This window comes from Pseudomonas sp. NPDC087817, assembly GCF_044742875.1.
Classification (GTDB): Bacteria; Pseudomonadota; Gammaproteobacteria; order Pseudomonadales; family Pseudomonadaceae; genus Aquipseudomonas.
This window is the reverse complement of record NZ_JBIUVJ010000006.1, coordinates 1-23,339: the sequence shown is the minus strand read 5'-3', so window position 1 is coordinate 23,339 and position 23,339 is coordinate 1. Positions and strand designations below refer to the sequence as shown.

Annotated in this window: 27 protein-coding genes and 2 tRNA genes; 17 read left to right on the top strand and 12 right to left on the bottom strand. The window is 58.7% G+C overall.

Features of this window, described 5'->3' with window-relative positions; genetic code table 11:
* Positions 1–4: 4 nt before the first annotated feature.
* Positions 5–1,351: an MFS transporter gene (locus ACIONG_RS08245; RefSeq protein WP_401298066.1), complete on the bottom strand. Its 1,347-nt coding sequence runs from the start codon at positions 1,349–1,351 to the stop codon at positions 5–7.
* A gap of 355 nt (positions 1,352–1,706) precedes the next feature.
* Here ACIONG_RS08245 and ACIONG_RS08240 point away from each other — a divergent pair, with 355 nt between their 5' ends.
* Positions 1,707–2,420, top strand: a complete 714-nt coding sequence (locus tag ACIONG_RS08240; protein ID WP_103306632.1) for a FadR/GntR family transcriptional regulator — start codon at positions 1,707–1,709, stop codon at positions 2,418–2,420.
* 92 nt (positions 2,421–2,512) lie between these two features.
* Positions 2,513–2,743 (top strand): hypothetical protein, encoded by a 231-nt coding sequence (locus ACIONG_RS08235; protein ID WP_401298062.1) that lies wholly within the window; start codon positions 2,513–2,515, stop codon positions 2,741–2,743.
* 198 nt (positions 2,744–2,941) lie between these two features.
* On the opposite strand, the gene ACIONG_RS08230 is transcribed toward ACIONG_RS08235, so the two are convergent.
* The gene (locus ACIONG_RS08230) at positions 2,942–3,838 is read right to left on the bottom strand and encodes a DMT family transporter (protein ID WP_401298059.1); all 897 of its coding nucleotides are present in this window, start codon (positions 3,836–3,838) and stop codon (positions 2,942–2,944) included.
* 100 nt (positions 3,839–3,938) lie between these two features.
* On the opposite strand from ACIONG_RS08230, the gene ACIONG_RS08225 reads away from it, so the two are divergent.
* Positions 3,939–4,805, top strand: a complete 867-nt coding sequence (locus ACIONG_RS08225) for a LysR family transcriptional regulator (protein WP_401298057.1) — start codon at positions 3,939–3,941, stop codon at positions 4,803–4,805.
* Positions 4,806–4,983: 178 nt separating this feature from the next.
* On the opposite strand, the gene yegQ is transcribed toward ACIONG_RS08225, so the two are convergent.
* Complete coding sequence (gene yegQ / locus ACIONG_RS08220) at positions 4,984–6,321, bottom strand: tRNA 5-hydroxyuridine modification protein YegQ (RefSeq protein ID WP_401298054.1); 1,338 nt, start codon at positions 6,319–6,321, stop codon at positions 4,984–4,986.
* A gap of 190 nt (positions 6,322–6,511) precedes the next feature.
* Here yegQ and ACIONG_RS08215 point away from each other — a divergent pair, with 190 nt between their 5' ends.
* Positions 6,512–7,198 carry a cysteine hydrolase family protein gene (locus tag ACIONG_RS08215; protein ID WP_401298051.1) on the top strand — a complete coding sequence of 229 codons (687 nt, stop codon included), beginning with the start codon at positions 6,512–6,514 and terminating at the stop codon, positions 7,196–7,198.
* A 111-nt stretch (positions 7,199–7,309) separates the two neighbouring features.
* Positions 7,310–8,371, top strand: coding sequence for an AI-2E family transporter (locus tag ACIONG_RS08210; protein ID WP_103306626.1), 1,062 nt, complete (start codon positions 7,310–7,312; stop codon positions 8,369–8,371).
* Here the strand turns inward: ACIONG_RS08210 and ACIONG_RS08205 are convergent.
* From ACIONG_RS08205 to ACIONG_RS08195, 3 genes are all read right to left on the bottom strand, one after another.
* Entirely contained in the window at positions 8,368–8,550 is a 183-nt protein-coding gene (locus ACIONG_RS08205) for a hypothetical protein (protein ID WP_103306625.1), read from the bottom strand. The two genes, ACIONG_RS08210 and ACIONG_RS08205, sit on opposite strands and share 4 nt — an antisense overlap.
* Before the next feature lie 102 nt (positions 8,551–8,652).
* On the bottom strand, positions 8,653–8,847 hold the full coding sequence (locus tag ACIONG_RS08200; RefSeq protein WP_103306624.1) for a hypothetical protein: 195 nt from the start codon (positions 8,845–8,847) through the stop codon (positions 8,653–8,655).
* A gap of 230 nt (positions 8,848–9,077) precedes the next feature.
* On the bottom strand, positions 9,078–9,437 hold the full coding sequence (locus tag ACIONG_RS08195) for a hypothetical protein (RefSeq protein ID WP_212809588.1): 360 nt from the start codon (positions 9,435–9,437) through the stop codon (positions 9,078–9,080).
* A gap of 256 nt (positions 9,438–9,693) precedes the next feature.
* On the opposite strand from ACIONG_RS08195, the gene ACIONG_RS08190 reads away from it, so the two are divergent.
* On the top strand, positions 9,694–10,512 hold the full coding sequence (locus ACIONG_RS08190; protein ID WP_401298045.1) for a shikimate 5-dehydrogenase: 819 nt from the start codon (positions 9,694–9,696) through the stop codon (positions 10,510–10,512).
* Positions 10,513–10,858: 346 nt separating this feature from the next.
* A complete protein-coding gene (locus ACIONG_RS08185) occupies positions 10,859–11,377 on the top strand; it encodes a cupin domain-containing protein (RefSeq protein ID WP_401298042.1) in 519 nt (172 codons plus the stop codon).
* Between the two features lie 117 nt (positions 11,378–11,494).
* Here ACIONG_RS08185 and ACIONG_RS08180 read toward each other — a convergent pair whose 3' ends face one another.
* On the bottom strand, positions 11,495–12,139 hold the full coding sequence (locus tag ACIONG_RS08180) for a YceH family protein (protein ID WP_103306619.1): 645 nt from the start codon (positions 12,137–12,139) through the stop codon (positions 11,495–11,497).
* A gap of 125 nt (positions 12,140–12,264) precedes the next feature.
* Here ACIONG_RS08180 and ACIONG_RS08175 point away from each other — a divergent pair, with 125 nt between their 5' ends.
* Positions 12,265–12,774, top strand: a complete 510-nt coding sequence (locus tag ACIONG_RS08175; RefSeq protein ID WP_123529389.1) for a DUF1993 family protein — start codon at positions 12,265–12,267, stop codon at positions 12,772–12,774.
* A gap of 255 nt (positions 12,775–13,029) precedes the next feature.
* Here the strand turns inward: ACIONG_RS08175 and sstT are convergent, their stop codons facing one another.
* Complete coding sequence (gene sstT / locus ACIONG_RS08170) at positions 13,030–14,262, bottom strand: serine/threonine transporter SstT (protein ID WP_103305221.1); 1,233 nt, start codon at positions 14,260–14,262, stop codon at positions 13,030–13,032.
* Positions 14,263–14,600: 338 nt separating this feature from the next.
* Here sstT and ACIONG_RS08165 point away from each other — a divergent pair, with 338 nt between their 5' ends.
* Positions 14,601–15,764 (top strand): MFS transporter, encoded by a 1,164-nt coding sequence (locus ACIONG_RS08165; protein WP_103305222.1) that lies wholly within the window; start codon positions 14,601–14,603, stop codon positions 15,762–15,764.
* On the opposite strand, the gene nhaR is transcribed toward ACIONG_RS08165, so the two are convergent.
* Positions 15,759–16,658 (bottom strand): transcriptional activator NhaR, encoded by a 900-nt coding sequence (gene nhaR, locus ACIONG_RS08160; protein WP_401298037.1) that lies wholly within the window; start codon positions 16,656–16,658, stop codon positions 15,759–15,761. The genes ACIONG_RS08165 and nhaR overlap by 6 nt on opposite strands.
* Positions 16,659–16,801: 143 nt before the next feature.
* Between nhaR and ACIONG_RS08155 the strand changes: the two genes are divergently transcribed.
* Both ACIONG_RS08155 and ACIONG_RS08150 read left to right on the top strand, forming a co-directional pair.
* Complete coding sequence (locus tag ACIONG_RS08155; protein ID WP_103305224.1) at positions 16,802–17,044, top strand: hypothetical protein; 243 nt, start codon at positions 16,802–16,804, stop codon at positions 17,042–17,044.
* A gap of 29 nt (positions 17,045–17,073) precedes the next feature.
* On the top strand, positions 17,074–17,823 hold the full coding sequence (locus ACIONG_RS08150) for a TerC family protein (RefSeq protein ID WP_103305225.1): 750 nt from the start codon (positions 17,074–17,076) through the stop codon (positions 17,821–17,823).
* Positions 17,824–18,066: 243 nt separating this feature from the next.
* Here ACIONG_RS08150 and ACIONG_RS08145 read toward each other — a convergent pair whose 3' ends face one another.
* Positions 18,067–18,234, bottom strand: a complete 168-nt coding sequence (locus tag ACIONG_RS08145; protein ID WP_177431430.1) for a hypothetical protein — start codon at positions 18,232–18,234, stop codon at positions 18,067–18,069.
* Positions 18,235–18,467: 233 nt separating this feature from the next.
* Here ACIONG_RS08145 and ACIONG_RS08140 point away from each other — a divergent pair, with 233 nt between their 5' ends.
* From ACIONG_RS08140 to ACIONG_RS08130, 3 genes are all read left to right on the top strand, one after another.
* Positions 18,468–19,139 carry a peptidase C39 family protein gene (locus tag ACIONG_RS08140; protein ID WP_103305226.1) on the top strand — a complete coding sequence of 224 codons (672 nt, stop codon included), beginning with the start codon at positions 18,468–18,470 and terminating at the stop codon, positions 19,137–19,139.
* A gap of 89 nt (positions 19,140–19,228) precedes the next feature.
* Positions 19,229–19,435: a DUF6021 family protein gene (locus ACIONG_RS08135; protein WP_103305227.1), complete on the top strand. Its 207-nt coding sequence runs from the start codon at positions 19,229–19,231 to the stop codon at positions 19,433–19,435.
* A 12-nt stretch (positions 19,436–19,447) separates the two neighbouring features.
* On the top strand, positions 19,448–19,651 hold the full coding sequence (locus ACIONG_RS08130) for a hypothetical protein (protein ID WP_103305228.1): 204 nt from the start codon (positions 19,448–19,450) through the stop codon (positions 19,649–19,651).
* A 52-nt stretch (positions 19,652–19,703) separates the two neighbouring features.
* Here the strand turns inward: ACIONG_RS08130 and pbpG are convergent, their stop codons facing one another.
* Complete coding sequence (gene pbpG / locus ACIONG_RS08125; RefSeq protein WP_103305229.1) at positions 19,704–20,642, bottom strand: D-alanyl-D-alanine endopeptidase; 939 nt, start codon at positions 20,640–20,642, stop codon at positions 19,704–19,706.
* A 230-nt stretch (positions 20,643–20,872) separates the two neighbouring features.
* Entirely contained in the window at positions 20,873–21,727 is an 855-nt protein-coding gene (gene folD / locus ACIONG_RS08120) for a bifunctional methylenetetrahydrofolate dehydrogenase/methenyltetrahydrofolate cyclohydrolase FolD (protein ID WP_064389226.1), read from the bottom strand.
* A gap of 275 nt (positions 21,728–22,002) precedes the next feature.
* Between folD and ACIONG_RS08115 the strand changes: the two genes are divergently transcribed.
* From ACIONG_RS08115 to tig, 3 genes are all read left to right on the top strand, one after another.
* Positions 22,003–22,079, top strand: a tRNA-Arg gene (locus tag ACIONG_RS08115).
* A 32-nt stretch (positions 22,080–22,111) separates the two neighbouring features.
* A tRNA-His gene (locus ACIONG_RS08110) sits at positions 22,112–22,187 on the top strand.
* A 402-nt stretch (positions 22,188–22,589) separates the two neighbouring features.
* Positions 22,590–23,339: trigger factor (gene tig / locus ACIONG_RS08105; RefSeq protein ID WP_401298031.1), on the top strand; the 750-nt coding region annotated here is incomplete at its 3' end.

The window sequence follows — 23,339 nt, the reverse complement described above, 5'->3', positions numbered from 1 at the left end:
AAAGTCAGGCGTGTTTCGGCGTGGCGTCGGCCACGGCGATGGCCGGTGCGGGTTTCGCTGTAGTCCGTGCGAAGAACACGATGATTGCAGCGATGATCGAGGTCGCGGCCAGGCCATAGAGCCCACCCTGAATCGAGCCGGTGTGTTGTTCGAGCAGGCCGAACGTGGTCGGCGCGACGAAGCCGCCGAGGTTGCCCACCGAGTTGATCAAGGCGATGACTGCGGCGGCGATGCGCGCATCCAGATACGCCTGGGGAATGGGCCAGAACAGCGACGAGGCGGATTTGAAACCCAGCGCCGCAAAGCAGATCGCGACGAAGGCGAAGATCGGCCCGCCGGTGGTGGACATGAACATCCCCGCCGCAGCGATCAACAGGGCGGTGGCGACCCATGCCTGCTGGTGTTTCCACTTGGCCGAGAACGTGGCGAAGGCATACATGCCGACAATCGACAGCAGCCACGGGATCGAATTGAACAAGCCGACCTGGAAGTCGCTCATTTCGCCCATCTTCTTGATGATGCTCGGCAGCCAGAAGGTCGCGGCGTAGATCGTCAGTTGAATGAAAAAGTAGATCAGGCAGAACAGAATGATCTGGCGATCCTTGAGCAGTTTGCCCATCGATGGCCGGATCGGTGTGGCGGCCTCGCGGGCCTTCTGTTCGTCGTCGATGGCCGTGACCAGCGCATCCTGTTCGGCGCGGGTCAGCCATTTTGCGTCGTGGGGTTTGGCGTCGAGCCAGAACCAGACGAACACGCACAGGCACACCGAAAACATCCCCTCAATGAAATACATCCATTGCCAGCCGTGCAGGCCCAGACCTTCGATTTGCAGGAGCAGCCCGGACAGCGGGCCCGAGATCAGCGACGCCACGGCCGAACCACTGAGGAAAATCGCAATGGCTTTGCCGCGTTCCACGCCTGGCAGCCAACGGGTGAAGTAATAAATCACCCCGGGAAAGAACCCGGCTTCGGCCACGCCGAGCAGAAAGCGCAGAACGTAGAAGTGGGTTTCGTTCTGGATGAACGCCATGCCGGCGGCGACCAGTCCCCAGGTGAGCATGATGCGAGTCAGCCAGATGCGCGCGCCGACTTTCTGCAAAAGCATGTTGGAGGGCACTTCGAACAGCGCGTAACCGATGAAGAACAGGCCGGCGCCGAAGCCGTAAGCGGCGGCGCCGATGCCCAGGTCGTGTTCCATGTGGGTGCGGACGAAGCCGATGTTCACCCGGTCAATGTAATTGACGATGAACATGATCACGAAGAGCGGCAGGACGTGGCGTTTCACTTTCGAGATGGCGGACGCCAGCGTTGAATCAACGCCCTCGTTCATCCCGGAGACGGAGGTTTTCACTTGGTTTTCTCCCACTGATTATTTTTATGCGGGGTAGGTCTGTGTGTTGCGATGTTGATAGACATCATACAACTTGATTTTTTTGTCCTACAAGTGGGGAGGACCGATTAATTTCCTCTGATGGGAATCATTTTTATGCTATTTCGGGTTTTATTCCCGGTTTTATTGGTCGGAATAGCGAAGTGATGTAGTTGCTTATCGCTTGGTTCTCGCTGTTTTGAATTGTAGAGTGTACTGAGAAATCGATAGGTATTGATTGTTGTCATACAAGTTCGATAACGTTCCGAGCTAGAATCAAGCTTGTCAGCCACCCGCTCAGTGCTACGATCCGCAAGCCCCCTCAGCGGAACCGACCATGCAAGAAGACCTCGACGCTCCCGCCCGAAAACGCGTGCATAACCTCGCGCATGATCTGGTGGAAAAACTCACTCAAAGCATCCTGCTCGGGCAGATGTCGCCCGGCGACAAGCTGCCGTCGGAAAACGCCATCGTTCAAGAGCATGGGGTCAGCCGCACGGTGGTGCGCGAGGCGATTTCCAAATTGCAGGCTTCGGGGTTGGTCGAGACGCGCCACGGCATCGGCACGTTCGTCATTGAGCGTGCACCGGAGCAGGGGCTACGTCTGAATGTGGATACGGCGCTGGGGGTGCGCAGCATTCTCGAATTGCGCATGGGCCTGGAAACGCAGGCCGCTGCACTGGCTGCACAGCGACGCAGCGAACAGCAATTGCTGCAGATGCGTCAGGCGCTCGACGACTATCAACGGCTGCTGGCCAACAACGACAGTTGCGTCGAAGCGGACCGGCGCTTTCATCTGCTGATCGCTGAGGCCACCGGCAACGTCTGCTTCAGCGAGATCATGCAACAACTGGGCAGCGCGATGATTCCCCGTGCACGGGTCAATGCCGTCGAACGGGGCGCGGCGGACTTGAGCAAACTGGGGCAATTGGCGAACCTTGAGCACGAGGCGATTCTGAATGCGATCAAGCGCCAGGATCCGGATGCGGCGCGTGCCGCCATGTGGCTGCACCTGAGCAACAGCCGTGACCGCTTCATTGCACAAGGCTGATCGCCGTTGGTCCGTTCGATAGCACGGCTCACACAGGCGGGATTCCAACCTGTACGGCCCGGGTTTTCCGGACCTCCCTGGTGAGGTGCGTCATGGCTAACGATTTGCTGTTTCAGGGTGGGGTTCTCCCCACCGACCCGACCCGCCCGATGCCTGGCACGGATGAGCCGACACTGGTCGATCACGATGTGCCGCCGGGGATGGCTCCGGGGCGTGATCCGTTGAGCGATGTTGACCGGCCGGAAGACTGGAAGGATCCGCCAGCGGTCGAGGATGTGCCACCTGCGGATGAACCGACGCCGTTGTCGGATGACAGGCGCTGATCAGCATCTGGTTTACCTGATGTGTTGTCTGCATCGGCCTCATCGCTGGCAAGCCAGCTCCCACACTTATGCGGGAGTACTCGGCAGTTATATACACTCCTGAATTCTGTGGGTGTACGTGACTGCCATGTACATCTTTGAACCCTGTGGGAGCTGGCTTGCCAGCGATGGCGGCATCAGCCTCGGCACAGTCCTGGATCAAACTCCAGCCGTCCGCCCCAGCGAAATCCGTTGTTCCAGATTCAACGCCAGCACACTGATCAGCACCACCGCTGAGCCGACCAGCACCATCATGCTCGGCCGCTCGCCCAATCCCACCGAAGCAATAGCCATCGCTGTCGGCGGAATCAGGTACAGCGTCATCGTCGCCCGACTCAAATCCACGTGCCTGAGCACAAAACCCCACGCCAGATAAGCCAGTGCACTGGGAAAAATCCCCAGCGCCAACACCGCCCATTGCACTCGCAACGGCGCTTTCATCACGGTCTCGCTCAGCCCCGGCAGATAAACCATCAGCAACAACGTCCCTGACCACACCGCGTAGCACACCAGGCTCAAGCCGTCATAGCGGCGGGCATGGTGCTTTTGCAGGGCGAAATAAATGCTCCACGACAGCGCCGCCAGCAGGATCAGCAAGCCATGCGCGTCCATTTCGCCGAGGCCGCTATCGCCACTGACCACAATCACCACGCCGACAAGCCCGAGCAACACACAACCCCAACGCCAGGCGCTGATCTGATCCTTGAACACGAACCGCGCGAGCAACGTGCTGAACAACGGACTCGATTGCGCCAGCACACTCGACGCCCCGGCACTGACACTTTGCTGGCCGATGTTCAGCGCGACGTGATGCAGGCTGACCGCAAAAAAGCCCAAGGCGAACAGCAGCGGCACATCGTTCAGGCGCGGCAGGCGAATGCCTTTGAATGCGGCGATGACTGCCATGAACACGGATGCCAGCAGAAACCTCATCAGCGCCAGATGCCCGGGATCGTAGGCTTGCAGGCCGACGTGAATGCCGGTCGGCGAATAGGCCCAGCAGCCAACGACGAAAGCCATGGCCAGAACAATTTTCACGGAAGAGGGAGGCTGCATGATTGAGGCACCGAGGGGTTGATGCGCCGAGTATCCGGGCGGCCGATCATTCGCCACAACTGACTTATACTGCGCTGAATGTTCACTCAGAGTGATGGGTATGGAGCTGGCACAAATCCGTATGTTCAAGACCGTGGCCGAGGTTGGCAGCATTGCGCGAGCGGCAGAAAAGCTGTTTTGTGTACCGTCGAACATCACCGCGCGAATCAAGGCGCTGGAGGCCGAGCTGGGTGTGGCGCTGTTTCTGCGTGAGGGGCGGGGGCTGCGGATCAGTCCGGCGGGGCAGACGTTTCTCGCCTATGCCGAAAAGATTCTCGCGCTGACGGCAGAAGCCAAGCGCGCCGTCGATCCACCGGCCGAACCCTCGGGGCCGCTGCGCATCGGCGCGATCGAGTCGTCAGCCACTGGGCGCTTGCCACGGCTGCTGGCGAAGTTTCACAAGCGTTATCCGCAGGTGGCGCTGGAACTCACCACCGGCACTTGGGGGCAGTTGCTCGACGACACGGTCAGTCATCGGCTCGACGGGGCGATTGTCGCGGTGGACGTCGAACGCTCGCAGCTCAAGCGCACACCAATGTATCGCGAAGAGTTGCTGTTGATCGCTTCGACCTCGTTCGGGCCGGTGCGCGATATCAATGATCTGCAAGACAAAACCGTGTTCATGTGGCCGCAAGGTTGTCCGTATCGGGCGGCGCTGGAGCATTGGTTGTTGCGTCAGGGGCAGGCGCTGCCGATAGTCAGCCTGGCCAGTTACGGTGCGATTGTCGGCTGCGTGAGTGCGGGGGCTGGCGTGGCGCTGGTGCCCAAAGGCGTATTCGAGCAATACGCCAAAGGCGCGGGGTGCGTGGGCTTTGAGTTTCCTGAACTGACCGCCATCGAAAACCTGTTTTACTGGCATGAAAACGCCGGGGTACACCCGGCGCGCGAAGCGTTTGTGGCGATGTTGCGTGAAGAGTTTGTGGCGTAAGAAAAGCTGCCTTCATCGGAAGGCCGCCCGTGCCGCCCGAGGTGTCTGACGCTGTACATCGACCTGAGTAAGCGAGTCGATTATGGATTCACCGCTGCGCGTCCAGGTCGGCGTACCTCTGCAATATCCCCCAATCAATCCCCTCTCCCTCGGGGAGAGGGTTAGGGTGAGGGGCTTTTCAGGCATCACGCAAATCGCGCATCAACAACCCGAACCGCAAATCCACCGCATCCGGAATCGGCACATACACCGTATGCCCATCCCCCGGCGCCACCTCGATCGCTTCACCCTTGAGGTTGTGCAGTTCATGCAGATCAAAGTGAAAGTTGCCCTTGGGCGTCATCAATTCCAGATGATCGCCCAAGGCAAAACGGTTCTTCACCTTGACCTCGACCAGACGATCACGCCGCTCGCCGGTCAGCTCGCCAACAAATTGCTGGCGCTCCGACACGGAGCTGCCGTGCTGATAATTCTGGTACTCGTCATGTACATGACGGCGCAGGAAACCTTCGGTGTAACCGCGCTGGGCCAGCGATTCCAGATCAAGCATCAAACTTCGATCAAACTCGCGCCCGGCCACTGCATCATCGATGGCCCGCCGATAGACCTGAGTGGTGCGCGCGCAATAGAAGTGCGATTTGGTCCGGCCCTCGATCTTCAATGAATGCACGCCCATGCGTGTCAGGCGTTCGACATGCTGCACTGCGCGCAGGTCCTTGGCGTTCATGATGTAGGTGCCGTGCTCGTCTTCGAAGGCCGGCATCAGTTCGTCGGGGCGGTTGGCTTCCTGCAACAGGAACACCTGGTCGGTTGGCGCGCCGAGGCCGAGGGTCGGTTCGGGCTGAAAGATCTGGACGATCTCGCCGAGCTGGTTTTCCGTGGCCTCCTGGGCCGAGTATTTCCAGCGGCAGGCGTTGGTGCAGGTGCCCTGATTGGCATCGCGCTTGTTCATGTACCCCGACAGCAGGCAGCGCCCGGAATAGGCCATGCACAGTGCGCCGTGGACAAACACTTCCAGCTCCATGCCCGGCACCTGTTCGCGGATTTCGCCTATTTCCTCCAGCGACAATTCCCGCGACAGGATGATCCGGCTCAGGCCCTGTTGCTGCCAGAACTCGACGCTGGCCCAGTTCACCGTGTTGGCCTGTACCGAGAGGTGGATCGGCATCTGTGGGAAATGCCGGCGCACCAGCATGATCAGCCCCGGGTCAGACATGATCAGCGCATCCGGCGCCATCTCGATGACCGGTGCCAGGTCCTTGAGAAAGGTCTTCAGTTTGGCGTTGTGCGGGGCGATGTTGACCACCACATAGAAACGCTTGCCCTGCCTCTGCGCCTCGCGAATGCCCAGTGCCAGATTGGCGTGATCGAACTCATTGTTGCGCACTCGCAGGCTGTAACGGGGCTGGCCGGCGTAGACCGCATCGGCGCCGTAGGCGAAGGCATAACGCATGTTTTTCAGGGTGCCGGCGGGGGCGAGCAGTTCCGGGGCGGCGAGGGCAGGCGTGGGGTTCATGGCGGCGTCGATCGCAAAAGCGCGGCAGGGTAATGCGCTTGCAGATCGGCTTTGTTGATCTGGATCTATGTTTCAGCGAGTGGCGGGAATCTGTGCAAAAACAGCACAGATCATGTGCCGGTTGCGCTGTGTTCGATGGGGCGATGCGCGCTAACCTTTGCCCACCCACTCGATAGCAAAAGGAAGTCCCATGCAACGTTTTACCCGTCGTTTTCTTGCCGCTTGTGCATTTTCCGGTGTGTTGGCCAGCGCCGCCGCTGTGGCGAACAGCCAGCCGACCATCCGGGCGATGTCCGGCGCCACGCCGACCGATCATTTGCCGGCGGGTAAATCCGCACTGTTGGTGATCGATTTCCAGAACGAATACTTCACCGGCAAGATGCCAATCCCCGACGGTGCCGCCGCACTGGCGAAAACCCGCGAGCTGATTGCCTTCGCTGATCGCCACAAGATCCCGGTCTACCACGTTCAGCATGTCGCCCCGGCCGGTTCGGCGGTGTTTGCGATCGATGGCGAAACGGTGAAGTTTCATAAGGACATGCAGCCACGCGCCAACGATGTTGTGCTGCAAAAGACCACGGTCAGCGTGTTCGGCAGCACCGATCTCAACGAGGGCCTGAAGAAATCCGGAATTGAAACCGTAATCATCGCCGGCCTGATGACCCACGCCTGCGTCGCCGGTGCCGCGCGTGATGCCGCGCCGCTGGGTTACAACGTGATCGTCGCGTCGGATGCCTCGGCGACCCGCGCAATCACTCGTGCCAATGGTGCTTCCATCGACAAGGATTCACTGCACAACGCGGCGCTGGCGGAAGTCGAAGACACCTTTGGTGACGTGCTGAGCACCGCGCAGATCATCAAACTGCCGGTTCGCTAATCAGCCTGCGCTGATCCGCAACTATGCTCCATGAATAAAGATGGCACTCGTGCACGCTCCGGCTGACTAACAACCGGGGCGTGCATGACGCCTGACTGACATGGACCGGACATGAACGTAAAAAGTCTTCAATTCAAATCCCTGACCGTGCTGCTGGTGCTGGTCACGGTGGCCTTCATCTGGATTCTGCTGCCGTTTTACGGTGCGGTGTTCTGGGCGGTAATCCTCGGCATTCTGTTTGCGCCGATGCAACGCCGCTTGCAGATGAAATTCGGCTGGCAACGCAACCTGACTTCGCTGTGTACGTTGAGCATCTGCCTGGTGATTGCGATTTTGCCGGTGATCATTCTCAGTGTGCTGCTGGTGCAGGAAGGCGCGACGCTCTACAGCAATATTGAAAGCGGCAAACTTGATATCGCGGCGTATCTGGCGCAGTTCAAACACAGCCTGCCGCATTACTTCCAGAATCTGCTCGACCGCTTCGGCATGGGCGAACTCAACGGCGTGCGCGAGAAAATCGTCAAAGCAGCGATGCAGGGCAGCCAGGTGCTGGCGAGTCAGGCGTTCAGTTTTGGCCAGGGCACGTTCGAGTTTGTGGTGAGCTTTTTCATCATGCTGTATCTGCTGTTTTTCTTTCTGCGCGATGGCGCGGAGCTGGTGCGCAAGATACGCATCGCGGTGCCGTTGGAAGAGCATCACAAACGTCGCCTGCAACTGAAGTTCAACCGGGTGGTGCGGGCGACGGTCAAGGGCAACCTGGTCGTGGCGATCACGCAAGGCGCACTGGGTGGGGCGATTTTCTGGTTTCTCGATATCCCCAGCGCATTGCTCTGGGCGGTGTTGATGGCGTTTCTGTCGCTGTTGCCAGCGGTGGGGGCGGGGATTGTCTGGGCGCCGGTGGCGGTGTACTTCCTGCTCAGCGGGATGATCTGGCAGGGCGTGGTGCTGGGCTTGTTCGGGGTGTTCGTGATCGGTTTGGTGGACAACGTGCTGCGCCCGATTCTGGTGGGCAAGGACACGCGCATGCCTGATTACCTGATTCTGATCTCGACCTTGGGCGGGCTGGCGGTGTTCGGCTTGAACGGCTTTGTCATCGGGCCGTTGATTGCCGCGCTGTTCATGTCGAGCTGGGCCTTGTTCATCGAGACAAAACCCAAAGTCCAGCTGCCTTAGGCGTGAAACGCGCTGCCGACGATCTTTTGCGACAGGGCTTGGGCGGCCGGCAAGGAAGTCAACGGGCCGCTGATCGCCTCGCCGTCACGCACTACGTACCAACAGGCGAGCAATCCCAGCTCTCTGAGTGGTGCGGGAACGGCGCTGCCGATCACTGACATGATTTGAACCTGAGCCATGACGCGTACCTCCATCAAACGATGGGGCTACCTTAGGGACTCGCCGTTCTCAGGGACAATCAACGCTTTCGATAGTGGTCATTGATAACAGTGAGGGCTGTTTCAATCGACAACCTGGTCAAGCATGTGCACCACTTCGTGCTCATTGAGCAGGCCCTTGTGCACCAGATTTTCCGCCAGCAGCGAAAGTAACTTGGCGCAGCGGTGACCTTCCAGGTGCTTGAGCTCGGTCAAAACGTTGTACACCTTGCTGGAGGTGCACAAGCCGACGATGCGGTGCGGATTTTGTGTAGGCATGGAGTCGTCCTTGTTGTTATCAACCTGTTGTTTACGGACGGATTCAGAGTGCGGTTCCGTCATGACAAAAAAATGACCATTTCAAGCGAAAGATGCGAACGGTCGACTCAATCATGCCGACTTTAACGGTTGAAACTGTCCTCACAGCGACCTTTGCGAGATTTTTTCAGACGTTGGCCGACCGACGGTCATAAAAAAGCCCCGCTATAAAAGCGGGGCTTTGTTTTCGATTACCAGCGTGGGCCGCCGTAGTAGCCGTGCGGATGGCCGTAGTAACCACGCGGAGGGCCGTAGTAAACCGGGGCCGGTTGCACATACACCGGTTGTTGCACATAAACCGGGGCTGGCTGGTAGTAGACCGGTGGAGGCGGTTGCTGCACGTAGACCGGTTGTGGCTGAACGTAAACCGGCTGTTGCTGCACGTACACCGGCCGGTCCTGGTTGATCAGCGCCGAGCCGATGATGGCCGAGCCGACGATCGCACCAAACACCGCAGGGCCTTGCCAGCCATGGCCACCACCGGCTTCTGCCTGGCCTGTGACCGCGAGTGCGCCAATCAGTAAGGCCATAATGGGGAGTTTACGAATCATGATAAATCCTCGGTTCTTCGACCCGGCGTCCGGGCCTGCACCAGGCCCACAGTTGTCGCGGGGATACTTCTAAGACAGCAACATTTTGAAAAACAGCACGGTCACTGAGTAAATTTTGTGTAAGGTCTGTACCGGCTTCTTTACCGGGCCATGCCATGGCCGCTCAGCACCGTGCAGACAGGCCGCTATGATCGTTCAGAACCCGATGGGCTGGCTAATCCCGTCCATCCGAAAGTGCGTTTGAAGGAGAAGTTTCATGCAGATGAATCCGAACAAAGACACCCAGCTGTGCATGTCCCTGTCGGGACGTCCCGGGAATTTTGGTCTGCGTTTTCATAACCATTTGTATGAGCAGTTGGGCCTGAATTTCTACTACAAGGCCTTCAGCAGCCAGGACCTGACCGGCGCAGTCGGCGGAATTCGGGCGTTGGGCATTCGTGGCTGCGGTGTGTCGATGCCGTTCAAGGAAGCCTGCATCGCGCTGGTCGATGAGCTGGATGCCTCGGCGGCGGCGATCCAGTCGATCAACACCATCGTCAACACAAAGGGCCATCTCAAGGCCTACAACACCGATTACATCGCCGTCGCGCAGTTGCTGGAAACCCATGCGGTGCCCAAGACATCGACTTTCGCTCTGCGCGGCAGCGGCGGCATGGCCAAAGCGGTGGCCAGTGCCTTGCGCGATGGTGGCTATAAAAACGGTTTGATCATCGCCCGCAACGAGCACGCCGGGCGTGCGCTGGCGGACTCGCTGGGCTATCGCTGGCAGGCTGAACTGGGCGATGAACGTGTGCAGATGCTGATCAACGTTACCCCGGTTGGTATGGATGGCGGCCCGGAAGCGGGGCAGTTGGCGTTTGAGCCTGAGGTGATCGCGGCCGCAGAGACGGTGTTCGATGTGGTAGCGATTCCGTCGGAAACACCGTTGATCGTGCGTGGTCGGGCCGAAGGCAAGCGGGTGATTACCGGACTTGAGGTGATTGCGATCCAGGCGCTGGAGCAGTTTGTGTTGTACACCGGTGTGCGGCCGACCGAGGAGCAGTTTCAGGCAGCGGTGAATTTCGCACGTAGCTGATGCTGCAGATTCTGTGGTGAACGAGCGGGCCCCATCGCTGGCAAGCCAGCTCCCACAATGCCGAGGACTGTTCACATACTTGTATTCCACCCCGATACCTGTGAGAGCTGGCAAGCCAGCTCCACAATGCCGGGGACTGTTCACATACTTGTATTCCACCCCGATACCTGTGAGAGCTGGCAAGCCAGCTCTCACAATGCCGGGGACTGTTCACATATTTGTATTCCACCCCGATACCTGTGGGAGCTGGCTTGCCAGCGATGAAGTCACCGCGGTTTATCGGTTGCCTACACTGAATCTCCCAGCAAGCACAGACTTGCCCACCCACAAAAAAACCGAGGTCAGCATGCATCCGCCCATCCTCAACCTGCATCAGGTCGAACTCGAACCGCTTCCCGCAGCCCTGGCGCCAGAAGGCGAAACCGCCGGGCGCTACCAGCAGCGCATGGCCCGAATCGGTCAGCAACTCGGTGCGCAGAAGCTCGGTTATCGTTTGTATGCGTTGCCGCCGGGCATGCGCGGCAGCCCGTTTCACAGTCATCGGGTCAATGAAGAGATGTTTTACGTGGTGGCCGGGGAGGGCGAGGTGCGCCTCGGCGCCGAGCGCTTCCCGATCCGCGCCGGAGACGTGATCGCTTGCCCGGCGGGTGGCCCGGAAAAGGCGCATCAGATCATCAATACCAGCCAGACTGAATTACGTTATCTGGCAGTCAGCACCCAGCAGCAACCGGACATCTGTGAATACCCGGATTCGAACAAGTACGCAGTGATGGACAACTTCAGTGTCGATGCCGAGGGCAACACCTCAGGCTTTGTCGCCGTGGCACGGCAGGCGGATGGCGTTGATTACTGGGATGGGGAATAAAACGTAGATCCCCTGTAGGAGTGAGCCTGCTCGCGATGGCGTCGTGTCAGTCACATCATCTTTGGATGACATTCCGCTATCGCGAGCAGGCTCACTCCTACCTTGGATTTGTGGTGGTTATTCGAGGCGCGCCAGGCGTTCTTCCAGCGCTGCAATCCGCGCTTCCAGCTCTTCGATTCGTTCCACCGAAACACCGCCGCTCGCACGTTCCCCCGGATTCTGCCGAGCCGCCAGAATCGCCTCGATATCCGCCGGATCACCCAGCGCATGGGTATAGCGATCCTCGCGCTGCCCCGCCTGACGCGGAATCAACACCGCCAGCCCGCGCGCAATCAAGCGCTCCAGCTGATGCACCACCTGCTCGGCATCTTCAAAATCATGCATGCGTCCGCTGCGGGTCAGTAATTCGTTGATGGTTTGCGGGCCGCGTAGAAACATCAAGCCACTCAGAATCACCTGTGCCGGCACCAGTTCCAGCGCCTTGTCGACCTTGTGCTCCCAGCGGTCGGCGCGGCTGCCCATGACCAGTTTGGCGAAACCACGCCCTTCGAGGGCGCGCAGGCTCTGGCCGACCTGGCCCTGGGTGAGGTTCATCACCGGTTCGCGGCTGGTTTTCTGATTGCAGGCCGTTACCAGCGCGTTGAGGGTCAGCGGATAGGTTTCCGGGCTGGTCGCCTGTTTCTCGATCAGCGAACCCAGAATACGGATTTCCGTGGCGTTGAGCCGTGGCTCGTCAAAGGTGGATTCTTGTTCGGTGGTCATCGCGCGTTCCCTTTGCAGTCGAAGGCGCTTAGCCTAATCCTTGCCAAACAAAAGGCAAGCCGTGTGGTCATCAAGCATGGCTATAATCGCCCCCACGATCCACCCAGCCACTACACGAGACTGCCATGACCATTTCCCTGTACGCCGCATCCGTCCCGGTTTTTCAACAAATGCTCAACGCCCTGAGCGATGTGCTGAAAAAGGCTGAAGCCCACGCCACCGAGAAAAACATCGACCCGAACGCCTTCCTGCAAGCACGCCTGTACCCGGACATGTTCCCGCTGGTGCGTCAGGTACAGATCGCGGTCGACTTCGCCAAGGGCGTTTCCTCGCGTCTGGCTGAAGTCGAAGTGCCGAAGTACGACGACACTGAAACCACTTTCGCCGAGCTGCAAGCGCTGATTGCCAAGGTTCTCGCCTACATCGGCGAGATCAAGCCTGAGCAGATCAATGGCAAGGAAGGTATCGAAATCGTCACCCGCCCGGGCACGCCGAAAGAGAAGCGCTTCAGCGGCCAGGCTTACCTGCTGACTTACGGTCTGCCGCAGTTCTTCTTCCACGTCACCACCACCTACGCGCTGCTGCGCCATAACGGTGTTGAAGTGGGCAAGCGTGATTACATGGGCGCGTTCTAAATCGCTGAAGAGCCCCTAATCGGAACGCCGCCCGCCTAACCCTCTCCCGGAGGGAGAGGGGACTGATCGCTGTGTTCTTGCGTCCTGCATCGACCTGATCCATCGAGTCGAACTCAGAATCTGAACAGCCCCCGATCAGCTCCCTTTCCCCCTCGCCCCCTTGGGGGAGAGGGTTGGGGTGAGGGGGTAAAGATCTCAGCCACAAAAAAGCCCGCCCAGGTTCACACCTCGGCGGGCTTTTCATTGCAGCGATTATTACGCGGCGCGTTGGGCCTTCTCTTCCTCACCCAGACAGGCTGCTGCGGTAAACAAAACATCAGTCGACGAATTCAACGCCGTCTCCGCCGAATCCTGCAACACCCCAATAATGAAACCAACCGCGACCACCTGCATGGCGATCTCGCTCGGAATACCGAACAGGCTGCACGCCAGCGGGATCAGCAGCAGCGAACCACCGGCTACGCCCGACGCACCGCACGCGCAGATCGCCGCTACGACGCTGAGCAGGATTGCGGTCGGGATATCCACGGCAATGCCCAACGTGTGCACGGCCGCCAGGGTCAGCACAGTGATAGTAATCGCCGCACCGGCCATGTTGATGGTCGCGCCCAGCGGGATCGACACCGAGTACGTATCTTCATGCAGGCCCAGACGCTTGCTCAATTCCAGGTTGACCGGAATGTTCGCCGCCGAACTGCGGGTGAAGAACGCGGTGATGCCGCTTTCGCGCAGGCACTGGAGGGTCAGCGGGTAGGGGTTGCGACGCAGTTTCCAGAACACGATCATCGGGTTCATCACCAGCGCCACGAACAGCATGCAGCCGAGCAGCACGGCCAGCAGATGCGCGTAACCGATCAGCGCGCCGAAGCCCGAGGTGGCGAGGGTCGAGGCGACCAGGCCGAAAATGCCCAGCGGCGCGAAGCGAATCACCACGCGTACAATCAGGGTCACGCCATTGGACAGGTCACCCAGCACTTCGCGGGTGGTGTCACCGGCATGCCGGATCGCGACCCCCATGCCGATCGCCCACGCCAGAATGCCGATGAAGTTGGCGTTCATCAGCGCGGTCACCGGGTTGTCGACCACGCTCAGCAGCAGGCTTTGCAGCACTTCGGCGATGCCCCCCGGTGCGGTCACGGCAATATTGTCGGTCGACAGCACCAGGTGCGACGGAAACGCCATGCTGGCAACCACCGCGACTACCGCCGCAGCGAACGTGCCCAGCAGATACAGAAACAGAATCGGCCGAATATGGGTTTCCTGGCCGTGTTTGTGATTGGCAATCGAGGCCATCACCAGCACGAACACCAGAATCGGTGCCACGGCTTTCAGCGCCGAGACAAATACCTTGCCGATAAATGCAGTGCTTTTCGCCGCATCCGGGGCGAACATCGCCAGGGCGATACCGGCAATCAGACCGATCAGGATCTGCGTGACCAGGCTCAGGTTCTTGAGGCGGTGCAATAGAGAAGGGGAAGAAGCGGTCATAACGGCATCTCTGATTTTTTATAGGGTGCAAGGCTGCGCGAAAGCGGTGGCAATATCAGGGGCAGGCCACCGTCACGAGCCGAAAGGTCTGACGCGACATCAGCGCTTTTAAACACGACGCTGAATAGGCTGTACGTTTTTCAGGGCGCGGACTTTATCACAGCGTAGGCTTTATCCTTCAGGCCTGTGACGATCTGCCACCCGACTGACCTTCAAGATCGGCAGGTTTGTGCAAGTCAGTCTCGAAACACTCTGTTAAGATTCTCCATCCTCATTTTCAAGTTCTGCCAGCGGGCCTTACGGTCAACGCTGGTGTCGTCGTTTTGCTGGAGTTCCCCATGCTGTTGCCCATCCTTCTGTTGTCTGCCGCCGGCTTCACGGTGCTGACCACGGAGTTCGTCATCGTCGGCCTGCTGCCGTCGATTGCCCGCGACCTTGAAGTCACGATCCCGCAGGCCGGTCTGCTGGTGACTCTATTTGCTTTTACCGTGGCGATGTTCGGCCCATTCTTGACTGCGTATTTCGCCCGCTTCGAACGGCGCAAACTGTTTATCACCATCCTGATCATGTTCGGCCTGGCCAATACCGTGGCCGCGCTGGCGCCGAACATTTGGGTGATGGCGATTGCCCGCTTGATCCCGGCACTGGGGCTGCCGGTGTTCTGGGCGCTTGCCAGTGAAACGGCGGTGGACATCGTCGGCCCGGACTATGCCGGTCGCGCCATCGCCAAGATCGGCTTCGGCATTGTCTGCGCCACGGTGTTTGGCATTCCGGTCGGCACGCTGATTTCCGACGCATTCGGCTGGCGCAGTGCTTTCGGCATTCTCGCGGTTATCGCGTTTGCCAAGGCGCTGTTGTTGTTTGTCTACCTGCCAAAAACCGATCTGCACCAGCACCAGGTCAGCTTCCGCTCACAGTTCAAGATCCTGCGCAGTCCGTTGATGATCGGCCACATCCTGCTGTCGATTCTGGTGTTCAGCGGCATGTTTACCGCTTACACCTATCTGGCCGACATTCTTGAACGCCTGGCCGGATTCAACGGCACGGTGGTCGGCTGGTGCCTGATGGGCTTCGGCGCGGTCGGGCTAATCGGCAACTCCTTGGGCGGGCGTGCCGTGGACCGCCATCCGCTGGGGGCGTCGGTGTTGTTCTGTGCGTTCATGATTGCCGGCATGGTGTCGCTGGTGCCGAACATTCATTCGCCGTTGGGCCTGGCCGTGGCGATGGGCATCTGGGGCGTGACCCAGGCGGCGCTGTTCCTGGTCAGCCATGTGCGTCTGATGAAAGCCGCGCCAGAAGCGCCAGCCTTTGCCGCCTCGTTGAATATCGCCGGGGCCAATCTGGGGATTGGCCTGGGCGCCATGGTCGGTGGCCGGGTCATCGACAGCGCAGGTCTAGGCTTCCTTGGCTTTGCTGCCGCCGGGTTCATTCTGCTGTCGGTATTCCTCGCCATGGTCTTGATGACGCTCAAGCCGCGCGAAATGTGCGCAGAGGCGTCATAACGCGGTAAACAGCTCGCGTCGGGCACCTTCGGTAATCGCAACGATGCCGGGGTGCTTGACCTTGCGCTCCACCGAAATGGCGTAAAACGACTCGGTCACGGCATCGGTCTGGCCAATCAGCTCGACGCCATACTGGCGCCTCACCTCATCGGCAATCACGCTGGGGCCGATAAAAATCCCGCTGCCGGATTGGCCGAATGCCTGCATCAAGGCACTGTCATCGAACTCCCCAACGATTTGCGGCTGGATCTGCTGCTCGGCAAACCAGCGCTGTAAACGGCTGCGCACCACGGTTTCCGCCCCGGGAATCAACAGTGGCGCGCCGTGCAGGCTGCGCGGAAAGTCCTGCCCGTAACGCTCGGCGAGTTCGGCGGTGGCGAAGAAACTGATCCCGCACTCGCCGAGCTTCTGGCTGTAGCCCTTGATGTCGAGGTGCGACGGCATCGGACTGTCGGAGATCACCAGATCGAGACGTTGAATTGCCAGATCCGCCAGCAAGCGTTCGAGTTTGTCCTCGCGACAGGTGATGCGCAGCGGCTCGTTCAGCTCCATGGTCGGCGCGATCAGGCGATAAACGATGGATTTTGGCACCACATCGGCGACGCCGACGCGGAACAGGATCTGCTGTTCGTTGGGCTGGGCGCGTAGCATCAACTCCAGTTCGCCGCCCAACTGAAACATCTGCTCGGCGTAGGGCAGGGCCTGGCGCCCGGCTTCGGTGAGTTCGAGTTGTCTTCCCACCCGTTTAAACAAATTGATGCCGTAGGTTTGTTCGAGCAGGGAGATCTGTCCGCTGATGGTCTGCGGTGTCAGGTTCAGTTGCTCGCAGGCACGCACGATGCTGCCAGTCTTGGCCACCACCCAGAAGTAATGCAGTTGTCGGTAATTGAGCATCGGTGCGTCCCTGGTGTGCGGATTCGTAAAAAACGAAGTATAGTCGCTGAAAATACGAATTTTCCTGAAGTGTTTGTCTCCCTAGAATGCCCAGCCATCGACGGCCGGTCTGTGACCCTGTCTGTTCATTCGAAGGAAGCCCCATGAAATACACACTCCCAGCGTTGTTGTTTACGTCTTTACTGGTTCTGACCGGTTGCGATCAGGCCGAAAAAAGCGCCCAGCAGTTGATGGGCAAAGCCGCCGAAAGTGCCAAACAGGCCATCGACGACACCCACAAGGCTGCCGAACAAGCGCTCAGCGATGCCACCGGCGGGCTGATCGAGAAAAAAGAAACCCCGGAAAAAGACTCGGAAAAATCCGAATCTTCCTCCAAGACCATCTAATTCGTCTTACACAGAGTCAGGACTGACCCATGGAATATCTGTTAGAACTCGCCGCCAGCCCCACCGCCTGGGTTGCTTTGGCCACACTGGTGGTGATGGAGATCGTGCTCGGCATCGATAACCTGATCTTTATCTCGATCCTGACCAACAAGCTGCCCGAACAGCACCGGCAGAAAGCGCGCCGCATCGGTATTGGCATGGCGTTGATCCTGCGACTGGCGCTGTTGAGCACCATCGCATTCATCGTGCAGTTGACTGCGCCGGTGATCGAAATCCTTGGCCAGGCCTTCTCCTGGAAGGACATGATCCTGATTGCCGGTGGTCTGTTCCTGGTGTGGAAGGCAACGACAGAAATCCATCACAGCATGGACCCGGCACCGGAAGATCCGAAGTCGGCCACGTCGACGGTGACCCTGGGCTTCGCGGCCGCTATCGGCCAGATCCTGATGCTCGACATGGTGTTCTCGATCGACAGCATCATTACCGCGGTCGGCATGACCGAACATTTGCCGATCATGATCATCGCGGTGGTGGTCTCGGTGCTGGTGATGTTGCTGGCGGCTGACCCGCTGGCCAAGTTCATCAACGACAACCCGACGGTGGTGATGCTGGCCCTGGGCTTCCTGATCATGATCGGCATGACGCTGATCGCCGAAGGCTTCGGTGCCCACGTACCGAAAGGTTATGTGTATGCCGCGATGGCGTTCTCGGCGGCGATTGAAGTGTTGAACATGATGTCGCGCCGGGCTCGGCAGAAGAAAGTGGCTGAGCAGGTGTAAACGCTGAAAATGCAAAAACCGCCTGAGCTATTGAAGTTCAGGCGGTTTTTTTTTGCTCAGGAGTTGTGCTGCGCATCGGAGCCAACCCCTCACCCCAGCCCTCTCCCGAGGGAGAGGGAGCCGATCTTTTGTTGTTTTCAAACCTGAGTTCGACTCGATATTTCAGGTCGATGTACTTCGGATGAGCAACCCAGTCAGTTCCCTTTTCCTCTGGGAGAGGGCTAGGGTGGGGGGCTTTTTGCTTCAGTGCGCAGTCGCGTGGCGAACGCGTTGCTTTTCAACTTTTTCAATGGGCGTGGTGTGAACCGGAGGGTGATGACGCCGCGCAATCCGCAACACCCCCCAAAGCATGGCGGCGGCAACAGCCAGCCAGCCGGCAATCAACATTACGATGGTCATGGTCAGGCTCATCAGTGCCTCCTCTTCGCCCTGCATCGGGCGCACACTTTTCAATTCGCTCTGTTTCAGTGACAGTCTAGTCAACGCCGTGTTTCAGGCTATTGACCAAAGGTCGGTGGTGACCAATCAGTTCGCTCTATGCAATCGATGCGTCTACGGTTTAGAGCTATACCGCAGCCGTTCGCGGCCCTATGATCGCTGGCGTTGCCGGAACACGATGACCGGTGTCTGAACAGAGAGTGACGATGGTCCAGGTATTTTCTCGAATGCGTGCGGCGTTGCTGGTCGCTGGCTGCGTGGCGGTGTTGGCCGGGTGTGCGGGCAGTGTGGCGCCAGAGGTCAAGCGCCTGCCGGAGCGGGTCGAGCTCAGTGGCACGTTCTATAGGGGTGAGGCCAACCAGTCCGGGCCGCAGGTGCTCGCCAGCCTGTTGTCGCAGCAAGGGATCGTGATCACCCCGGGGCTGCTGGAGAAACCACTGCACCTGCCCGGTGCCGAAGACAAGCTGCAAGAGAACATGCAGAACCTTGCCCGGGAATACGGCATGGTTGTCTATCCGCTGGACAAGAATCTGCCAGCCTTGCTGACACAGGTCGCCGCCGGGTATCCGGTGATGGTGCGCTTTAGCGAAGGCTCGGCATTCTGGGCCGAACCGCGTTACGCAATCCTTTCCGGCTACGACCGCAACAAACAGAAAGTGCTCCTGCGCGCCGGTATGAATCGCCGCGAATTGATGGGGTTCAGTGCCTTCGAGTCGGCTTTCGAAAAGTCTGGCGGGTGGGCCATCCTGATCCAGAAGCCCTCGCAGATCCCGGCAGCCGTTGATAGTCAGCGATGGCTGAAAGCGGCCGATGAGTTGTCCCGTGCCGGTCAGGAACCGGAAGCGGCGCAGGCGCGCAAGGCGCTGGCTGCGCACTGACGTTCCGTTCGTCATTTGCCGGGCACGACTGCGCCCGGCAAGCCTCCTACGCTTATAGCCCGTTGTTCGCGGGTGAATCAGGAGGCGACATGACAGATTCCCCATCTCCGCAAGGCCCGCATTCTTCCGAGCATTCCTCAGGCGATGATCTCGGATTCGACCCGGACTCCCCGGATCTCGATGATCCGCAAGTCGATCCTGTGGGGCCCGCCAAGGCGCCCAAGGATGTACAGCCCGGTGAGGACAACAAGAAACCGTCCAAACCCTACGATCCGTTAGCCGATCTCAAACCTTGAGGTGAGGTGCGTATGAGTACCGATTCAAGCTTCGATGACCAAAAGCCCGATAGTGTGCCGACCACGCCGGAAGAGGGCGTCGATCCGGTGCTGGACCCGGACAGTCCGATGCGCGATCCATTGGCTCGGCCTCTGGTAGCACCAGGGCTTGCGCCGGATCCGAGCAAGGGCGATGGCATTCCTGATGACGACAAGATGCCACTGCCCAACGACTGATTCACAGACGAAAAAAGCCCCGAAGATTCGGGGCTTTTTCTTATGCTGCGATTTACTTGGACGCTTCAACCACGCCGCTCTGGCGCGCCTTGAGGTTTTTCTCGGCTTTGTATTGCTGAGCCACCGCCGGAACACTGGCGCTCTTGCCGGTTTCCATCCAGCTGCGAATGCGGCTGGCATCGGCAAAATGCGTGTACTTGCCAAACGCGTCGAGAATCACCAGCGCCACCGGACGGTTGCCCATCTTCGTCACCAATACCAGGCAATGGCCGGCGGGATTGGTGAAGCCGGTTTTGGTGATCTTGATATCCCAGTCGGCCTTATTGACCAAGTGATCGGTATTGCGGAAACCCAGGGTGTAATTGGGTTTGCGGAAAGAGACGGTTTTTTCCTTGGTGGTGGTGAGTTCGCTGAGGATCGGATATTTGCTCGCGGCCACCAGCAACTTGCTCAGATCGCGGGCAGTGGAAACGTTGCGCTCCGACAGACCGGTCGGCTCGACGTAGTGGGTGTTGGTCATGCCCAGTGCCCTGGCCTTGGCGTTCATCGCCGCGATAAAAGCGACATATCCACCCGGGTAGTGATGCGCGAGGCTGGCGGCCGCACGGTTTTCCGAGGACATCAGGGCAATCAGCAGCATCTCGCGGCGCGGCAGCTCACTCTTGAGTTTGACTCGGGAAAACACGCCCTTCATTTCCGGCGTGTGGCTGATATCGACATCGATCCATTCGTCCATGTTCTGTCGGGCTTCAACCACTACCAATCCAGTCATCAGCTTACTGACGGAAGCGATCGGCACGATCACGTCAGGGTTGCTGGAGTAGATGACTTTGTTGGTCTGCATATCCATGAGCAGGGCGCTGCCGGAAGCGATCTTCAATGTCGAAGCGTCACGTGGGGCAGCGGTGGTTTCCGCAGCGTTGATCGTTGGCGTGATGAATGTGCCTGTAAAAGCAAAAAACAGGCTCAGAATCGAAAGACGAATTTTCACGCTGGCAAACTCATAAAGGTTGGATATTCCGTTAGTTTGTAACGGGTTATTTCTTAAAACCGGCGCATTTTAGGAGTATGGCTGAAGAACTGTCGATGGTTGTTTGGAAGACCTGAAAATCTCGTGAAAAGGCCTGAAAAAAGAGGGGTTTCCGGCGAACGGTTAGTGTTTTTTCTCAGGCATGAAAAACCCCGCACGGGGCGGGGTTTCGGTACTGCGAAAAATACGGTTTAAGCGTGCAGGGTTTCCGCTGCATAAAGCGTATTTTCCAGCAGGCAGGCGCGGGTCATCGGGCCTACACCGCCCGGAACCGGAGTAATCCAGCCGGCGCGCGGCAGGGCGGTTTCGTAGACAACGTCACCGACCAGTTTGCCGTCGTCCTGACGGTTGATACCAACGTCGATGACGATCGCGCCTTCCTTGATCCACTCGCCTTTGACCAGCCCCGGCTTGCCGGCGGCCACGACCACCAGGTCAGCACGGCCGACGTGGCCAGCCAGATCCTTGGTGAAGCGGTGGGTCACGGTCACGGTGCAACCGGCCAGCAGCAGCTCCATCGCCATCGGGCGACCGACGATGTTGGACGCGCCGACAACGACGGCGTCCATGCCATAAAGATCAGCACCCGTGCTTTCCAGCAAGGTCATGATGCCTTTAGGCGTGCACGGGCGTAGCAGCGGAATGCGCTGGGCCAGGCGACCGACGTTATAAGGATGGAAACCGTCAACGTCTTTGTCCGGGCGGATGCGCTCCAGCAGCTTGGAGGCGTCCAGATGCTCGGGCAGCGGCAGTTGAAGCAGGATGCCGTCGATTGCCGGGTCGTCATTGAGACGATCGATCAGATCGGTCAGCGCCTGCTGAGTGGTTTCAGAGGGCAGGTCGTAGGCTTGAGAGAGGAAGCCGACCTCTTCACAGTCTTTACGCTTGTGCGAGACATAAACCTGAGAGGCAGGATCGCTGCCGACCAGGATCACCGCGAGGCCGGGAGTGCGCAGGCCTTGCTGGCGACGCTCGGCAACTCGTTGGGCGATCTGCTGGCGCAGGCTGGCGGCGATCGATTTGCCGTCGATTAGTTGTGCAGTCATTGCGCGTGATTAACCATCGAGAGGGGAAAAAAAGAGAACGCATTCTCGCATGTCGAGCGGTGAGGGCAAAGGCGCTTGGTCAGCAAATTCCCCTAACTCCTTTAATTAAATGAATTTTTTTCAAAAATGATTTGACGACCTTCGGAGCGCTCTATACTATTCGTCGCACTTGTCGGGCACAGCCTAGCACTGGTTAAGAAGGTGAGGCGGAATCAACGTTCTGCAACACTGGAAAGCACTTAGTTTGTAGTCCTTTAAGAGTACAGATTAATAAGGCGCCCGTAGCTCAGCTGGATAGAGCATCCGCCTTCTAAGCGGATGGTCGCAGGTTCGAGTCCTGCCGGGTGCGCCATTAGGCAGCTTTGGCACAAGTAGCGTTATATGGTGGGCGTAGCTCAGTTGGTAGAGCACGGGATTGTGACTCCCGTTGTCGTGGGTTCGATCCCCATCGTCCACCCCATATTTCGAAAGGCGCCAGATTTAACAGTCTGGCGCCTTTTTTGTTTTTGCGGTTTCAAAAACCGGCGCTTGCCGGTTTTCGGTCGCAGGGGCAGGGCGCTTCGTCGTATTTATGTTGCTCGATGATGCTGCACTGCTCGCCGGGCTTGCTTGCAAGAACGGCCGTCAAGGAGTGATGGGCAGTCCCTTCTATATATAGAAGAGGTCGGCGCAGAGCCTTGGCGTGATTGGTTGTATTCGCCTGTGGGACGCGCTGCATCTGTGCATCTATCCCTATAAATTGCCCGCTGTTTTTTTACCCGTTTTCAGTAGGGTGACTTCTTGAGTTTGACCCACTAGAATGCATGCCCTTGATTCTGGGGTCGGAAACGGCCGGCTAACGTCTGTGCAACGAGGAATATCCATGCAAGTTTCTGTTGAAAATACTACTGCTCTCGAGCGCCGCATGAGCGTCACCGTGCCGGCAGAGCGCATCGAGACTCAGGTCAACAAGCGTCTGCAGCAGACTGCCCAAAAGGCCAAGATTGCTGGCTTCCGTCCAGGCAAAGTGCCAATGAGCGAAATCAAGCGCCGTTTCGGTGCTGATGCTCGTCAGGAAGCTGTTGGTGATGTCATCCAGTCCTCCTTCTATGAAGCAGTGGTTGAGCAAAAGCTGAACCCGGCAGGTTCGCCATCGATCGAGCCTAAGTCGCTCGAAGCTGGCAAGGATCTGGAATACGTTGCTGTATTCGAAGTGTTCCCTGAGTTCACCGTTGCCGGCTTCGAAGGCATCACCGTTGAGCGCCTGAGCGCTGACGTGGCTGACGCTGATCTGGACAAGATGCTCGACATCCTGCGCAAGCAGAACACCCGTTTCGAAGTGGCCGATCGCGCTGCCCAGAACGAAGACCAACTGAACATCGATTTCGTTGGCAAGGTTGACGGCGAAGCATTCGCTGGCGGCTCCGCCAAGGGCACTCAGCTGGTGCTGGGTTCCGGCCGCATGATCCCGGGCTTCGAAGAAGGTCTGGTAGGTGCTAAAGCTGGCGAAGAACGCGTTCTGAACCTGACTTTCCCTGAGGACTATCAGAACCTGGACCTGGCTGGCAAAACCGCCGAGTTCACCGTCACTGTAAACACCGTTTCCGAGCCAAAACTGCCTGAGCTGAACGAA